Genomic DNA, 16718 nt, shown 5'->3' on the forward strand with positions numbered 1-16718 from the left:
GCGGTATACGATCGGAGCACTCCCTGCGGTGTGATTCCGTGAACTACGTTCAATAATGCATGTTTACAACTGTTATCAATAAGATAAGCTAAAGGTCAGACCAATCAAGCATGACGATACTGCTTAATTTCTAGCTATATAGCACTATACGGCATACACCCATTTTCAGCAGTATTCGTTTTGTTAAGCCCCATCATGCCTTAATCCCATTTCTCCGCCGCTGTTTTTTCATGGTAGCCGCATAATCCAGATATATTCGAAAGTCATCATAACTTTTGCCATAGATTCTCACAAACCCGGCAAGTAATGGAGCCGGAGGAACACCCTCCCGGCTGAAGAAGCCCATGCATTCCAGTTGCGAGGTATAAAACGAATACTGCTCATCAGCGGGAAAGAGTGTGCCAGCACTGATTTTTTTAATTTTTTTTAAATCACTTTTCATCACGATAATTTCTATCCGCACCACCAATCCGACCGTACTGAAATGAACGAAGCGAAACATAGTGTGATTTTTACAATACTTCATGGGTTTTCACCCCAAGCATACGACTATTAACTATATAACGGCGTAATTGCCTAGAATATAGGAGTTTCTGCAACCATATTTTCTGACAAATGCCTTCATTTAACGCCTGGATAATCTCATTTTTACCTCTATCTCTCCCTGAATAGTGTTTTGTGTACACAATTATTTATATTTAAGCACCCTTTTTAATAACCCGTTGATTTTGCATATATGAAATATCGTGTTATGATTATTGTTTACAGGGTTTTTAACCCATTATTATTTTAATCTAAGCAGGAGTGCTGAAAGATGAATGCAAATGATTACGACGGAATCAAATACCAGCTGGAGGACGCCTTCTCCACACGCATCTTCTTCAAGGATTTGCACGGAAGGATGAAAACTGTAAACATTAATCCCGATGATATCGGCGATATTATTGAAAACGGCGTAGGTATCGATGGCAGCTCCATACCGGGCCTTGCCACTGTTGATAACAGCGATCGAGTGCTGAAGCCCGTCCCCGAGAGCTTCCGTTTGGTGGATTTCGGCGATGTTAAGATAGGCTTCTTCGCCGGCTCCGTGTACGAACAGGACGGCTCACGCTCCGGACTGGACCCAAGATACATCCTCGAAAAGGCAGTAGATACTGCATCTGAGGAGTTCGGGTTCAGGTTTATAACAGGACCGGAGCACGAGTTCTTCCTTTTACAGGATGATGAATTCGGAGAGGATATCCACTCAGACGCACTCGGCTATTTCAGCTCCGCACCCACAGATGCGGGGGATGCTGTACGTCAGGATATAGTCAACATCCTTGCTGAATGCGGGATAAAATACGAAAAAACCCACCACGAGGTAACCTCATCCCAGCATGAAGTTAACCTTGAAGCTGGCGATCCTCTCAGCATGGCGGACAGGACACTCCTTTTCGAGTTTGTAACCAAAGAGGTGGCCGCTAGACACGGTCTGCATGCAACGTTTATGTCAAAGCCCTTCACAGGTGAGAATAGAAACGCATTTCATATCCATCTATCCATACTCGACAATGTCGGGGACAACATATGCCATGATCCAGACAAGGAATATGGACTAAGCGAAACACTCATGCACTTCATCGGCGGGGTAACGGATAAGGCGAGGGAGATCTCCATCCTGCTGGCCTCCACAGTCAACTCATACAAAGCCTATGTGCTGGACAAGGAAGCACCTGTGATCCGTGGGTGGGGGCTTAGAAACCGCAGCTCTATGGTCCGGATACCCCATGCGAAAAGCACCAAAGCCACACGCATGGAACTGCGCTGTGCAGACCCTGCGGGGAATGTGTATCTCCAGTTTGCCGGGCTAATCAATGCCGGCCTTGAAGGCATACGGAAAGGAACCGGCGCAGGAAAGCCAGACTCCGGCAGTACGTATAAGAAGTCATCGGGCAGGAAGGTTTACGACAGAAAGTATCTCCCCAGGGACTTCTTCGAAGCGCTCATGGAGGCGGAGAGAAGCGGTTTCCTCAAAGGGATGCTCGGCGAGGAGCTTTACAAAAACTATATGACGCTCAAGGTTAATGAGTGGGAGGAATACCGGACCACTATCACTGATTTTGAGCATAACAAATATCTAAGTATTTAAGGGAGGAAAATATGCCTGATACTGAATGGAAAGAACAATTAAAGAACTTTGTTAATACTAAGGAAAGGGTTCAGAAATTCATCAACCTCACCGAGGCTGAGGAAGAGGCCATCGACAACATGAAAACAACATGGGGAACAACACCCTATTTCGCCTCACTCATGGATAAGGATGACCCCAACTGCCCCATAAGAAGGCAGATCGTACCCAACCGTCTCGAGATGGAAAACACCTTCGGAATGCAGGACTATCTCGTCTGGAAGGAGAACCGTGCAACGGAGGAGAAACGCCCCGACACCATCGCAAGACAGTATACGGACAGGGTCGCCTTCACCGTATCCCAGTTCTGCGGCATATACTGCCGTCACTGTTTCCGCAAGGAGCTTGTGGTGGATCAGGATCTCAAGTTCAGCTTCGATGTGGACGAGGGGATCAGATGGATCGCAGAGCATGAGGAGATCAGAGACGTTCTCGTAACAGGCGGCGATCCCCTGCTCTTCTCCGATGATAAGCTGGAATACCTCATCCGCAAGCTTGAGGAGATCCCCCATGTGGAGATGATACGCTTCGGCTCAAGGGCACCCGTTGTGCTCCCCCAGAGGGTAACACCCGGTCTCAAGAAGGTTCTCGAAGGAAACAGGCGTGTGCCGATCTGGCTCAACACGCAGGTTAATCACCCGAAGGAGATCACCGAGGAGACAAAGAAGGCTGTCTACGGGCTTATGACAAGCGGCGTTAACGTGGGTAATCAGGCGGTTCTGCTCAAAGGGATCAACGATGACGTACCCACGTTCAGAGAGCTCCACCAGAAACTGCTCCGCACAAGGATACGCCCCTACTATGTATTCTACTGCGAACCCGCACCCGGTATCGACCACTTCCGTACCCCCGTGGAGAAAGGCGCTGAGCTTATACGGGATGCCATCAGAGGGCACACCACAGGGCTCGCACAGCCGATGTACGCCATCGCAACTAATATCGGCAAGATTCCGCTCATGCCCGATTACTATATCAAAGGGAAGGACGACGAGTTCTATACCCTCTGCAACTACAAAGGTGAAACAACGAAGATACCTAACATACCCGAATAACAAAAAAGCCCCCGAAAGGGGGCTTTTATTTGATTAGACTCACCATTTTTTCACCTGGATTCAATAATTAAGTGCAACTTTTAAGTAGTGGTCAAAAGAGGTGGTTTGACCCCAAAAGCACCCCATAAGTTTTTACTATAAACAGTCAAACACGAAATAAGCGATGAATCCGATAATGTTAACGCTCATTCATGCATTGTATGCAGATGACTGCTTCGGGTACGAGGCGGAGTCGTTTCATAGGTATCGGTTCTTCACACTCGGTACAGAGGCCGAAATCTTCGTCTGAGTCGACCCGCTTGAGTGCTTCCTTGAGTCTTCCGAGGCGTGCTTTTTTTGTATTGAGGCTACGTTCTGCGACTCCGGCGGCCTGCATCGCTTCGAGGCGGGAGAGTCTGCCGATGGCGGTATCGGGCACGATGGGTGATTGGCCGTCCTTCCCTGCGTTGATCTCGTTTTCAATGGATTCGATCATCTCTACGATGATACTTCGGATTTCCTCTTTTTGTTCCTTGCTTAATTCGTCCATCGGCACAGTTTAGTGGAAATATCCGCCTATGCAAGTTGAAATGCACGGGCTCAGCGATATTGATTATTCGGGGTGATTTGGTATATTGGCGTGATGGACAAGGATAAATTCTCTATAACTGATACTGTTTTGATGGATTATACCCCTCTGAAGGGTGATGTGGCTGAGATCGGCTGCGGTGAAGGCCGGATGACCCGTGTTCTTGCGGATATCAGCCGTGGTTTGAAAGCCGTTGAGCCAGATCGCTCTGCCATTGAAAAGGCGAAGGCTGTTCTCCCTGATATCGAATTCTACTGTAGAAGTGCCGAAGATACAGGGCTTAACAGCTACTCGTTCGATGTTGTGCTTTTCAGCCTTAGCTTTCACCATGTCAGCGATATGGAGTCTGCCCTTTCCGAGGCGTTCCGGCTTTTGCGCACCGATGGCGAGATAGTATTGATCGAGCCGGAGGAGAACTGCGAGCTGATGAAGATCTGCGCTGTATTTGACATAGAAGAGAGCAGACGGCTTTACGAAGCGAAGAAGTGCATGAGTATCTATGATGCGGATTTTTACCCGCTACGAACCTTTGAGCCCGTTTGGGAATTCGCCGATGCTGATGAGCTGCACCGTTGGCTGGAGGATTATTACGGCGGAACGGAGGAACAGCACCTTGAGGTGGACAGGCTGCTCGGTGATAAAGTGAAAGATTCTCCCCTACTGCTCGATGACAGGCTGACACTTATTTCAGGAAGACTCTAACCCATAAAGTATTGTTGAGGATGCTTATATCCGATTAGAATTGTAGCAATTTACTTACTTTACATAGCTTTCATTGACTGAGTGACACGCCATGTTAAGATTGATAAAGGTTATTGAAAAGGAGTGTGCTATGAAACATTTATTAATTGCAACAGCCCTCATTATTTTTATTGGTATTTCAGCCTTCGCCGCCAGCGGAGCAGAAGAACTCTACAAGAGCAAATGCATGAGCTGTCACGGTGCAGATGGTACAAAGGAAGCCCTAGGAACCAGTGCGCCCCTTAAGGGACAGTCCGCCTCTGATATCCTTAGCAAGCTTAAGGGCTATGCTGACGGAAGCTACGGAGGAAGCAAGAAGGTTATCATGAAAGGGCAAGTGGGCAGGCTCAGCGAAGAGGAGCTTAAGTCACTCGCCGATTACATCGCCACATTCTGATAGCCATGAAGCCTAAACTCTTATTGAGCACTTTCCTGCTTTTTCTCCTTATAGCTGTGTCCTCACCAGCAGAAGAGCATGACCATGCTATGGACAATACCTCAATGGACGGGCATAGCACCATGGACAACGCTTCAATGGAACACAAAAACATGAACCATGAAGCGATGGAGCACGAAAACATGGACCATGAAGGTCATGAAGGCATGGATATGGAGGATGAAGGGCATGTCCATCAAGAGATAACCGAGGAGGAAAAGAAGGAGCTCAACGTTGGCATTACGGAAAAGCTGGGTCAGCAGGCGGCTCTTGATGCTGTATTCAAGGACTCCGAAGGTAATGAGATTCGTTTTGGAGATCTTCTGGAGCAGCCCGTTCTTGTGGCCCCTGTTTATTATTCCTGCCCAAACGTTTGCAACTTTCTGCAGAGCCGGCTGGCACAGATCCTTCCTGATATAAAGCTGGAGCCCATCGAGGATTATAAGATGATTTCCATTAGCTTCGATGAGTATGACACACCGGAGATTGCCGCCAACAAGAAGAAGAACTACTTCAAGGCTATGGACAACAACTATCCCAAGGATGGATGGCTGTTTCTCTCCGGTGATAAAGAGAATATCGACCTCTTTATGGATTCCATCGGCTTCCGTTTCGACAGGAGGGGTAAGGATTTTGTCCATGCAGTGACAACCGTTGCCATATCACCAGAGGGGAAGATAGCAAGGTATCTTTACGGTACCGATGTGCTCCCCTTTGAGTTTACCCTGGCAGCCACCGAGGCGGCTGAGGGGAAGGTGGGGCTTTCTGTTCAGAAGCTTGTCCGCTTCTGTTTCAGCTACGACCCGCAGGGGCAGACATACGTCTTTAACATACTGAGGGTAACGGCGGTGGCCGTTATCGGATTTATTATAATATTTGTCGCATTCCTCTATTTCGGCGGCAAAAAAAGTAAACGAAGGAAATAGTTTATGGATAATGCTGTGAAAGCGCAACCAAACTTCTTCGAGGAGAAGCGGGGGATACTCTCCTGGATTTTTACCACCGACCATAAGCGGATCGGGCTTATGTACCTTTACCTCGTACTCGCCTTCTTCATCGTCGGCGTGGTTCTTGGTCTTCTTATCCGTATGGAGCTTATTGCACCCGGCGAAACGATAATGAAGGCCCAGAGCTACAACGCCGTCTTTACCCTGCACGGGGTGATCATGATCTTCATCGTGGTTATCCCCAGTATACCGGCGGCCTTCGGCAACATTCTGCTCCCCATACACATTGGAGCGGAGGATGTCGCTTTCCCGAGGCTGAACCTGCTCTCGTGGTGGCTATATGTCATAGGTACAGTCTTTGCCCTCATCTCCCTTTTCACAGGGCAGGGCCCCCCAGATACAGGGTGGACGTTCTATGTGCCGTTCAGCGAATTCACCACAACGAACGTGAGCGTGGCGGTGTTTGGAGTATTTATCCTCGGTTTTTCATCGATTTTGACAGGGCTTAACTTTATCACAACGATACACCGCCTCCGTGCACCGGGGATGAACTGGACAAGGATTCCACTTTTCGCATGGTCACTCTACGCAACTGCTTGGATACAGGTTCTTGCCACGCCTATTCTGGGTATAACCGTACTGCTCGTTATGGCGGAAAGGATACTCGGCGTCGGGCTTTTCGATCCCGCCAAGGGTGGTGATCCGATCCTGTATCAGCATCTTTTCTGGATATACTCGCACCCGGCGGTTTATATAATGATCCTCCCCGCCATGGGTGTTATAAGCGAGATCATCCCCGTTTTCGCAAGGAAGCATATCTTCGGCTACAAGATGATAGCGTTTTCAAGCCTCGCCATCGCCTTTGCCGGTTCCCTCGTGTGGGCGCATCATATGTTTACCAGTGGAATGAGCGATACGGCGGTACTGATCTTCTCGTTCCTGACGTTTATCGTTGCGATACCATCGGCTATCAAGGTCTTTAACTGGACCGCTACGCTGTATAAGGGCTCCATATCCGTAAGAACACCTCTGCTCTATGCCCTCAGCTTTATATTCCTTTTCTCCGTGGGTGGTCTGGCAGGGCTTCTACTCGGCTCCGCTGGAACGGATGTGCACCTGCACGATACGTACTTTGTTGTCAGCCATTTCCACTACGTAATCTTTGGTGGAACGGGCTTCGGACTGTTTGCGGCGATGCACTTCTGGTTTCCGAAGATCTACGGTCGCATGTATAACGAGCGGATCGCAAATATCGCATGGCTCATACTTTTTGTGGGCTTTAATGTTCTCTATTTCCCACTTTACGTCATAGGTTTGCAGGGGATGCCAAGGCGATACTACGACTATCTCCCCCAGTACACCGGAGGACACTTTATCTCCACCGTTGGCTCATGGATAGTTGCTGTGGGACTGTTGATAATGTTTGTGAACATCTTCCATGGAATGCGTAAAGGGCCCAAGGTGGGCAGAAACCCCTGGGGCGGAGCAACACTCGAGTGGTTTGTTCCATCTCCGCCGCCGCTTCTCAACTTTGAAGAGGAGCCGGAGGTCACCAGAAGCCCCTATAACTACAAGGGGGTAGAGCCTGATGAGTAATATTCATAAGGATTACGAAGGCGCAAAGCTCGGTATGTGGCTCTTCTTGTTTACGGAGATTCTACTCTTCGGCGGAATGTTTCTGCTCTATGCCATATATCTCGCCAAATTCCCCTCGGAGTTCCATAAAGGGGGGGATGAGCTGGATGTTGTTATCGGCGGGGTCAATACCGTTGTCCTTCTCATAAGCTCCTTCTTTGTGGCTATATCGATAACGGCCATACGTCTTGGTAATAAAAAGGCGTGTCTCAGGTATGTGTATATAACCATAGCCTGCTCGCTTATTTTCCTCGTAAATAAATTTTTCGAATGGAAGGCAAAGTTCAGCCACGGAATATACCCCGATTCGGAGCATCTTAAGGAATTGAGCCAGGGTGAGAATATATTCTACGGCCTTTACTTCCTGATGACCGGCCTCCACGGCCTGCATGTAATAATCGGTGCCGTTGTTCTGGGGTTTGCCGTATATTTTATTCAGCGGGATAAGATCAATAAGGAGGATTTTGTATTCCTCGAGAACGGTGGCCTTTACTGGCACCTTGTGGATCTTATCTGGATATTCCTTTTTCCGCTGTTTTATCTTGTGTTGTGAGGTGATTATATGAGTGCGAACGAACAGCATATACTTAGTTACAAGAAGGCGTTTATCGTCCTTGTCCTGCTTCTCATCCTCACCGGGCTAACGGTGGTTATGGCTGAGGTGGACCTGGGCTATCTTAACGTCGTGGTTGCCCTTGCCCTCGCAACAAGCAAGTCACTTCTGGTTATCATGTATTTCATGCACCTACAGTATGAGAGGCCGTACCTTAAGGGGGTTGTTTTCATGACATTCCTTCTGCTTGCGATATTCATCGGATTCACCTTCTTCGATGTGTCTTTCAGGGGAGGTTCATAGATGAATCCAGTTGCAGATACTGTAAGCAAGGTGGACACGGCGTTTATATTCATCTTCAGCGTGTCCTTTATAATACTTTTTATAATAACGTTCCTTATGGTGTTCTTTGTTTTCAAATACCACAAGAGCCGCCATCCGGAACCTGCCGATATAGAAGGCAATGTTTTGGCAGAAACCCTTTGGACCGTGATCCCCATCTTTATCGTTGCGGCGATGTTCTACTACGGCTGGGAGGGGTACAAAGCCCTGCGTGAGGCTCCAGAGAATTCGATGAACGTTAAGGTCGAGGCAAAGATGTGGTCTTGGAAGTTTATCTATCCGGACGGCAAAACCAGCCGTGACCTTTACGTACCAGCCCATACACCCGTTAAGCTGGAGATGACATCACTCGACGTTATACACAGCTTCTATGTGCCAGCTTTCCGCATCAAGATGGATACGGTCCCGGGGATGGAGACATACACTTGGTTCCGTTCCGGCGAGCCGGATGAGTATGACATACAATGTGCGGAATACTGCGGTGTGCGTCATGCCTTTATGCTCAGCAAGGTGTATGTGCTCCCCGAGGATGAATACCAGGAATGGAAAGAGGAAGGGAAGGAGCCCGAAAAGAAAGGTCCCGACATCTCCGTTCTGATGGATTACGGCTGTGTTGACTGCCACAGCATGGACGGTTCCGAGCTTGTGGGCCCTACCTTTGAGGATATCTACAACCGGGAGACCGTTGTGGTTCTTGAGGACGGGACAGAGAAAACCGTCAAAGCGGATGAGGAATACCTGAAACGGGCGATCCTCCAACCAAATGCAGAGGTTGTTAAGGGTTACGACCCGATGATGCCATCCTATGAAGGCTCGCTCAATGAGGGTGATCTCGAGCGCATGATCGATGTTCTCACAGGTAAGCAGGAAGAGGAGAAACAGGAGCCGAACCTTGTGGAGCTCGGCAGACAGATAGCCGAAAACGAAGGCTGTACCGGTTGCCATTCCACCAATGGAGAGATCTACGCAGGACCCACATTCAAAGGACTCATGGACAGAGAGGTCCTTGTGGAAAAGGATGGTAAGGATATGACCCTGACCGCCGATGCGCGCTATATTATCAGCTCCATCAACAATCCCGGCGAGCACATCGTAAAAGGGTATGACAACATAATGCCAGCCTACGATTATCTTGAAGAGAAGCAGATGAAGGCGCTCATCGAGTACCTCAGCACGCTTAAGTAGGTGAAATGAATCATATAAAGCTGTACAGGCCCGCCGTCAGTTTGGCGGTGGGTCTGGCGGCCCTTGCGGGGTCGATGTACCACATTTTTCCGCTCAATCTTTCCGCATATCTGGTATGCCTCTGTGCTGTTTTACTCTCAGCGGGTTGTTCGGCTCTGAACCAGTATCAGGAGCGGGATGCGGATGCCCTCATGGAGCGCACCATGGATAGGCCTATCCCCTCTGGAAGGCTTGCTCCGGGTATAGGTCTGGGGATAGCAGTTGTGCTTATCCTGCTTTCACTGTGCGGTCTTTATGTCTTCGGCGGATTGCCCGCATTCCTTACGGGTACAGGGGTTACGATAGTGTATAACTTTGTATACACTCCCCTGAAGCGCATAACGCCATATGCACTACTGATCGGTTCCACAGCTGGAGCGGCACCGTTTTATATCGGATGGGCGGGAAGCGGCGGCGCACCCTTCGACTATCGGATCATGGTGTTTGTGATTCTCTTCTTTTTATGGCAGACACCCCATTTTGTTTTGCTCGCCGCAAGATACTACGATGAATACGAAAAGGCAGGTTTTTTGACCCAGAAAACCGCATCTGGATACCTGAAACGAAGGCTCATGCTCGTTTGGACGATCGCATACGCAAGCATGATAGCTCTCGCCGCCGCTGGAGGAGTGTTAACAAACGATGCCGTGCGCATCCTCGCCGGGGTAACCGCCATCGGCTCTGCTGTTTACGTCTCTATAGACGGACGAAAAACCTTCGCCGTCCTCAACGCCTCGATAATGATCGTCTGCGCACTGGCGGTTGTGGATAAGATACTAATGAATAATGGCGATTTAATCGTGCGCCTGTTTGGTTATTAATATTTGAACATGTAGCTATCCTTGATTCCTTGGGGGTTATTGAACAATGTTGTCGACATTCTTTCAAAAAATATTATGTTGATAGCTTAGCACAATTGTTACTTAATGGATGAATTATAATTATCTAATTCTTCTTTAACTTTCTTGAAAGATAGTTTTAGTTGTTCTAAGTCCGTTTTGCTAATCTTCGATGCATGGGCGTCAACTTTTCTTAGTTTATTTATGTTTCCTAAGTGAAAAGTAAAATCACTTTTTTCGAGACTTATATGATTTTTAAACTTGTCCCATTCAGAGCAAATTATTTTGATCAAGATGTTAAAGTATATTTTATTTTTGTTTGGATCAAATAACTCTCTGTATGAGAGTGAACTAGTACTTTTCTTATCCATATGTTTGGAAATGATATTCTTTGATTCTGAACCATAGGCTGTGTAAATAATGCTTTTTACAAATTGTCGTAAATTCTCCTCAATATAAGTCCTTTCTCCCAATATATAATGCTTTATGTCCATATCAGACTTTAATGGTTGAGACTGAGTATCTTTTAGCAAGTATTCTTTCATACTTTCAATATTAAAGACATATTTATTGTTACCTCTTTTGATGACATTATAACCTAATAAATGGCCAATTATATCAGGTTGTTGATTACAAAAATCATTGAAAGTTTCTATATCATCTTCAGCAAGTAATACCAGTAATTCATATTCAAAATCATACGAAGTTTTAAGTACTTCAAGAATCAGTTGGAAATATTTGTTACTATTATTCAGGAAAGTCTCTTTGCTGTCTTTATAATGGTCTTTAGTTATAGTCAATGGCTTGGTATCGTTTTTGAAAGAAGAAAAGAGGTGACTACACATATGGCGAATTAAAAAAGGATGCCCACCATAATCGTCATTGAGAAGATGAAAAACTGATTCTTCAAATTTAAGTCCCATTCTGCGTCCTAGTGTTCTAACCATATCTCTTGTTTCGTTGTGCTGAAAAGAAGCAACATACTCATGGTGGACGATATTATATAGTGGATTATCAATATTATTAACTTTAGTACTTTCAATGCACGTGGGGTTTGTGCCAGCAATTAAAAAAGAACCTAAGTTATGATTGCTTTGCAGAGTTGCTCTTATTGATTGCCAGAAAAGTACAAAGTCATTGCCTTCATTCCAATGATATGAAGGAGATAGCCCATTTGACATGTGCTCAATTTCATCAAAAATTAAAAGCACGGGTTTATTTTGGTGCTTTTTCGATATCTCCACCAACGATTTTTCGAAATAAAAGGAAGCATCCTTTTCAGAGAATAGAGAGTCATCATATATTGTTTCATATTTCCCTTCAGATCCTTGCTTTCTGAAAATATAGCTGAGAGCCTCATTCCATCGTCTTTGGTGGAAGCCCGGATCTTGGCAGTCAATATGGATATATGGATAGCTATCATTTTCTAAATGCCTTCTCAAAGAGTAAATTATTGAAGTCTTACCTGTTTTTCTAAGGCCAAAAAGTCCAGAATGCTCTTTTGATTTGAATCTATTAAATAACGTAGCCACAATTTCTTTTCTGCCAAAGAAAAACCTTTCAGTTTTCAGTGGCGATTCGAAAGCAAATAGATCTCTACTGTAAAGGTACTTTATAAATCGATTTCTAATTCTAAAGTCATCATGAAATTGAAATTCTTGGTAGGAGAAAGGCACAATAATTTGTGTCTCAACGTCATCTACGATGTCTTTTATAGATTCCTCAGGGTTCATATCTTTTGTTATTACAACTAAACATATTTTATCAATACGGTTTGAGTGTGACTTATTAATTATGGCAATTGCTTCAAGCAACCTACTGTCGGTCTGTTTATAAGGAGAAAAAACTACAGCAATTTCTTTATTGAAGTTGAACATATCTCTGTAGTGTTCTGTTGGGTTTATTAGAAAACATTTATATTTAGAGCCTTTGACATCAATATCACTCTTGGTGTACGTGATTGATAGCTCGTTAGCCCATGCGCTTGTTATAATATTGTGTTCTTCATCTGTAAATCCATAAAGATTAACACTAGGCTTAATTCCCTTATCATTTGCCACAACATTACCTCACCTTATGTGAATATATTGCATGTAATATACGGAATCTTAATGTTACTGTCAAATGAAAGGCAGTATTAAATTTAATATTGCGTATTCTGTGTGCGAAACTTTTGTAAGCAAGAATGTTATTAAGGCATATATGGGTTTTTGTTTATCTAAGGTATGCCGTTTTGCTTAAGAGCACGTAGCGTAATCAAATAAAAGCCCCTTTCGGGGGCTTTTTTTGATTAAACTCACCATTTTTCATAAACAATCTCGGTACGCATCGGATTCTCATCCTCCAGATACCCAGCGATAAAGCTAACCTTGAAGCTTTTATCCAAGAGCAGTTCTTTGAATCCAGACCCTAAATAGTTCCCTGCGATCTTTGCTTTAATATTTATACTCGAAATTAGTCACTAGTTATTATTTCAGGCTTTTCTCTCCACTCAATTCTTATTACCTCATCTTATTAAGCAAAAAAAGGCCCCCGAAAAGGGGGCCCTTTGTAGAACATTCAATTGATTATAAAAAGTTATTGAGCAGATGTCCTTGCGGGTTCAAGGGGCACACACTGGTATCCATTTGTTCCCTGTGTAAGGTTACCCAGAACATAGTTAAATACTCTGGGGAACATCTGTCCCATTTCAGTTTCGCCCGTGTTGTACACATAGTTGTACTCAAGGGGTTGACCGGTTACCACAACCCATCCGTCGCCAAAGCCGTACTCGAATAGTGTTGCGCTGCTGTCTGTATCGGTCATATAGACAGTTGCACTTTCGGGTATGTTATGGAATCGTTCGTGGCTTGCATAGTTACCTGTAAGTGTCTCAGGCACACCGCTCATGAGTGCAGATGTGGGATTAACGTTGTAGTTTGTGGGGTCGTAGTATGCACTGAATGTTATCACATCGCCGGGGAGGTAGGTTATGCCTGCATTAGCGAGTGAGCCAGCGTTCCAGCCCTGATCGCATGCCTCGAAGAAGAGAACTCCTCCGTTATCTACAAATCGTTTAACACGGTCGTAGCTTGCGGCAAGGTTGTTGTAGTAGTTCTGATCCTGATCATTCTGGATGATAACCAGATCCTTGCCGGGATACAGGGTGGTTGAGGCGAGGGCGGAAGATGGGAGTATCTCATACTGGTTTTCGCCTGTACCTGCTGTGTAGCCGTTTGCTGCCATAGCATCCTCGAAGGATGATGTCTGCCATGGTGAGTAGTCGCCGAACGCCTTGATATGGTTCGCCGCACCGCCAGCTGCAACAGCTTCAACGATGATCGTCTCAACATCTGTTCCGGTGAGGTTGTCGGGGTTCTTCACCTCTACCCTGACATCATAGCTTCCGGCATTATTATATGTATGGCTTGCTGTGAGCGTTGAGGAGAAGTCTGTATCATAGGTTCCATCCCCATCGAAGTCATAGCGTGCCATGAGATCCACTGTGCCGTAGTTGATATCTGTAGAGCCTTCAGCAGTGAAGTTTACAGAATCACCGACTGTTACGTTATCTGAATTGCTGGCGTCAATATCTGCGACGGGAGGAACATACTGGCATGTTGCACCGAGCACACCGCCGTTGTTGTTAATGCAGAAGTCCACATTAAGGGGCTTGATGGCAAGATCAAGCGCGAAAGGTATGTGCTGTTGTGCAGCATCATACGCCTTCATAACCTTCATGATAGCGCCGGCGGCTTTGAGGAGCTTGCGCCCTCTCTTGAAGAACTTCACTGCTCCGTCGGGGTTGTCTGCGTTTTTGTAGAGTGCTCTTGTGAGCTTACCGAGAACTATAGGGTCGGAAAACTCTTCTATGAGAATACTGAAAACCTCTTTGGGTGAGGCATTAAGGATATCTCCTCCGAGCAGACCTGCAAGATCGTATAATCCGCTGTCACCCTCAACTACTGTAGCGATTGTAGGATTCTCTACGGGACACCATACGAAGAGGTCGAAAACGAGACATGCCGTCTTCATTACGTTCGCTGTAGCCGCCATTTTGGCTGCTGTGGTATCTGTGCCGAACTTAACGAAGTTGAGGTCGTAGTTACCATCACCAACGGAAACCTGCTTGGTAACAGGATCATCCTCGTTACCCCAGAGAACCCATGCCTTTGAGCGTCCAGGAACAAGATATGACTCTCCATCAAGTGTCGCTCCATAGAAGTTCATAGTCGGGTTAACAAGATAGAAGGGATCGCCGCTGATGTCGCTAAGGTAGGGCGCATAGGAGGAGCCGACTGTTACTTCGGGGGCAGCGCTGGGCTCGGCCAATACGTTTACACCAGTCTTCTCTTCAATCACCTTTGAAACAAGGAGTATTGAATATTCATAAACCTCGGGGAATACGGCTTCGTTGAGAAGGCTTTCAGGTTCGGTGTCAAGAGCGCTTGTGATTGCGGATGTAAGGTTGTCATAAAGGGCATCCTGAACAGCGGCGCTGAGTATCTCATCTCTGTCATCGGAGCTGTAGCCAACCATAAGTGGTGAGGTCATGATAAGGCCCTTTGCGATGGAGTCCACTGTGAAGTCCGCTGAACCTGCGGCAACATCCGAGGCTGTTACATATGCGAGTGCGATAGGCGTGTCGTTGTCACCGAGGAAAATAAGCTGTCCCTTTTCTGTATCAACGACGGTAACACCTTCTGCGGCTCTGGCTGTTCCGCCTGCCACTGAAGCCTCTGAGAACATGGTTGTAACTGTGTAGTTGTCCATGTCAAGGCCTTTGCCATCAAGATCCGTAAATGTGACAGATACATCCGCTGTCTTCATCTCGGGTACATCTGCTGTTACATTGTCATCGGTATCATTGTCTGTCTGCTCAGTTCCGCCGTCATCATCGGTGGTTCCGTCTCCAGAACCGCCGCCGCATGCCACGGCAAAGACGAGTAGAAAGGCAAACAGAAGTGATAGGATAAGTCTGCTTTCAAATCGCTTCATAAAAAGATCCTCCTGTAGGTATTTAGGTGATTAATATTAACCCCTCGCTATAGATCAATGCAATAAAACATCCTCTGCTCAAAAGATCTGCGAATGGGCGTTTCTCAGCGATTAATGGCTGATAGGTTGCGTAAATATCCTTGCTGCATCGGCAATTGATATTAACATTCAATCAAAATCAGGTGAAAAGTGCCAAGTGGTATGACCACTTATAATAGGTATACGTATAAATCTGGAGTTTCACTCCAGCTTTGAACGATAGCCTTGTAGGCTTGATTCACTTCTACCTTTATAATTATCTTCAAAATGGGTTTTTGAGGGGTGTGGGGAACTTTGTTCCCTAAAAAGTTCCCTGCGTTCTTAGTTTTACTATGACACCAAAAAGGGGACCCCATAGGGATCCCCTTTTTCGGCATTTACACAGGACGTTTTATGAACAGACTACTCTTTATTTTTCGAAGTCTATGTTAATTTTAACAGTTCCTGTGAGAACTTCAACAAGGTCTTCTCTATCTTCCGGTTTTTCATATATGTCATCTACATCACCGGTGTTGTCTTCAATGTCTTCAATAGTTTGTGTAATATCTTCGCTGTCAGTTATTTCCTCAACATCGTCTCCAGGCTGTTCTTCAAATCCGCCGACTTCTTCCTCGTCCTCAACCTGTTCTTCCTGCACGTTGAGATTTTCATCACCTTCACGGATAAGCACTGATTCTCCCTGGTTAACGAGAACCGAAACATCCGGTGCATCGATCCTGCTTACCTCAACAACACCTTCGGTTACAGTAACTTTGGTGAGTTCGGGGAGAACATCGATGCGAAAGGCTGTACCCTTTACGCCGATGATTGATGTGGTTGTTTTAACACGGAAATCTCCGGTGACGTTCTCAACCTTTGCGATATCGAAAAGCACACGTCCTTTCTGGATATCGGCATTGTAGTCGTCGCCCCTTTCGATTCCGTTAATCTTCATCCGGGTTTTTTCATAAACCTTGACCACTGAGCCATCAATTAATGAAACTTCGGCGTACCCTTTTCTTTTGGTACGCAGAAGATCCTTTACCACAAGCTCTGCGCCTGTTCTTGCTCTCTTGCCCATGACTTCCTGATCATGCAGAATCTCCACACGCCCCTGGAGGTCGCTGACCTCTCCGGCCCTGTCGGCTGAAAAAGCAGGAATAGCCAGCATAGTAGCTAAAAGTGTGTATATAAGGAGTCTCATACTTTTTTACCT

Annotated in this window: 15 protein-coding genes; 10 read left to right on the plus strand and 5 right to left on the minus strand. The window is 46.1% G+C overall.

All coding sequences use genetic code 11. From position 1 onward, the window contains the following. Positions 1-193 precede the first annotated feature (193 nt). A complete protein-coding gene (locus K300_RS0108540; protein WP_022851255.1) occupies positions 194-526 on the minus strand; it encodes a hypothetical protein in 333 nt (110 codons plus the stop codon). Positions 527-814: 288 nt separating this feature from the next. On the opposite strand from K300_RS0108540, the gene K300_RS0108545 reads away from it, so the two are divergent. Together K300_RS0108545 and K300_RS0108550 are read left to right on the plus strand one after the other, a co-directional pair. Next, the gene (locus K300_RS0108545; protein WP_022851256.1) at positions 815-2131 is read left to right on the plus strand and encodes a glutamine synthetase family protein; all 1317 of its coding nucleotides are present in this window, start codon (positions 815-817) and stop codon (positions 2129-2131) included. An 11-nt stretch (positions 2132-2142) separates the two neighbouring features. Further along, a complete protein-coding gene (locus K300_RS0108550; protein WP_022851257.1) occupies positions 2143-3222 on the plus strand; it encodes a KamA family radical SAM protein in 1080 nt (359 codons plus the stop codon). Between the two features lie 178 nt (positions 3223-3400). On the opposite strand, the gene K300_RS0108555 is transcribed toward K300_RS0108550, so the two are convergent. Then, positions 3401-3751 carry a TraR/DksA family transcriptional regulator gene (locus K300_RS0108555; protein ID WP_022851258.1) on the minus strand — a complete coding sequence of 117 codons (351 nt, stop codon included), beginning with the start codon at positions 3749-3751 and terminating at the stop codon, positions 3401-3403. Between the two features lie 93 nt (positions 3752-3844). Here K300_RS0108555 and K300_RS16205 point away from each other — a divergent pair, with 93 nt between their 5' ends. The 8 genes from K300_RS16205 to K300_RS15145 all read left to right on the plus strand — a co-directional run bounded on the left by K300_RS16205 (position 3845) and on the right by K300_RS15145 (position 10489). Continuing rightward, on the plus strand, positions 3845-4492 hold the full coding sequence (locus K300_RS16205) for a class I SAM-dependent methyltransferase (protein WP_022851259.1): 648 nt from the start codon (positions 3845-3847) through the stop codon (positions 4490-4492). A 130-nt stretch (positions 4493-4622) separates the two neighbouring features. Further along, entirely contained in the window at positions 4623-4928 is a 306-nt protein-coding gene (locus tag K300_RS0108565; protein ID WP_022851260.1) for a c-type cytochrome, read from the plus strand. Between the two features lie 89 nt (positions 4929-5017). After that, positions 5018-5893 carry an SCO family protein gene (locus K300_RS0108570; RefSeq protein WP_022851261.1) on the plus strand — a complete coding sequence of 292 codons (876 nt, stop codon included), beginning with the start codon at positions 5018-5020 and terminating at the stop codon, positions 5891-5893. Between the two features lie 3 nt (positions 5894-5896). Continuing rightward, positions 5897-7510 (plus strand): cytochrome c oxidase subunit I, encoded by a 1614-nt coding sequence (gene ctaD, locus K300_RS0108575; RefSeq protein WP_022851262.1) that lies wholly within the window; start codon positions 5897-5899, stop codon positions 7508-7510. Continuing rightward, positions 7503-8102, plus strand: coding sequence for a cytochrome c oxidase subunit 3 family protein (locus tag K300_RS0108580; RefSeq protein ID WP_022851263.1), 600 nt, complete (start codon positions 7503-7505; stop codon positions 8100-8102). Before ctaD ends, K300_RS0108580 begins: the two co-directional genes overlap by 8 nt. A 9-nt stretch (positions 8103-8111) precedes the next feature. Beyond that, entirely contained in the window at positions 8112-8405 is a 294-nt protein-coding gene (locus K300_RS0108585; protein WP_022851264.1) for a cytochrome C oxidase subunit IV family protein, read from the plus strand. Beyond that, on the plus strand, positions 8406-9629 hold the full coding sequence (coxB, locus tag K300_RS0108590) for a cytochrome c oxidase subunit II (RefSeq protein WP_022851265.1): 1224 nt from the start codon (positions 8406-8408) through the stop codon (positions 9627-9629). 5 nt (positions 9630-9634) lie between these two features. After that, on the plus strand, positions 9635-10489 hold the full coding sequence (locus tag K300_RS15145) for a protoheme IX farnesyltransferase (protein WP_022851266.1): 855 nt from the start codon (positions 9635-9637) through the stop codon (positions 10487-10489). Positions 10490-10587: 98 nt separating this feature from the next. Here K300_RS15145 and K300_RS0108600 read toward each other — a convergent pair whose 3' ends face one another. The 3 genes from K300_RS0108600 to K300_RS0108620 form a co-directional block, all read right to left on the minus strand. Continuing rightward, positions 10588-12567, minus strand: a complete 1980-nt coding sequence (locus K300_RS0108600; RefSeq protein ID WP_022851267.1) for an ATP-binding protein — start codon at positions 12565-12567, stop codon at positions 10588-10590. A 517-nt stretch (positions 12568-13084) separates the two neighbouring features. After that, positions 13085-15484, minus strand: a complete 2400-nt coding sequence (locus tag K300_RS0108610) for a PKD domain-containing protein (RefSeq protein WP_022851269.1) — start codon at positions 15482-15484, stop codon at positions 13085-13087. A 448-nt stretch (positions 15485-15932) separates the two neighbouring features. After that, positions 15933-16706: a FecR domain-containing protein gene (locus K300_RS0108620; protein ID WP_022851271.1), complete on the minus strand. Its 774-nt coding sequence runs from the start codon at positions 16704-16706 to the stop codon at positions 15933-15935. Positions 16707-16718: the final 12 nt, after the last annotated feature.

It is taken from the genome of Limisalsivibrio acetivorans, assembly GCF_000421105.1.
Classification (GTDB): domain Bacteria; phylum Chrysiogenota; class Deferribacteres; order Deferribacterales; family Geovibrionaceae; genus Limisalsivibrio; species Limisalsivibrio acetivorans.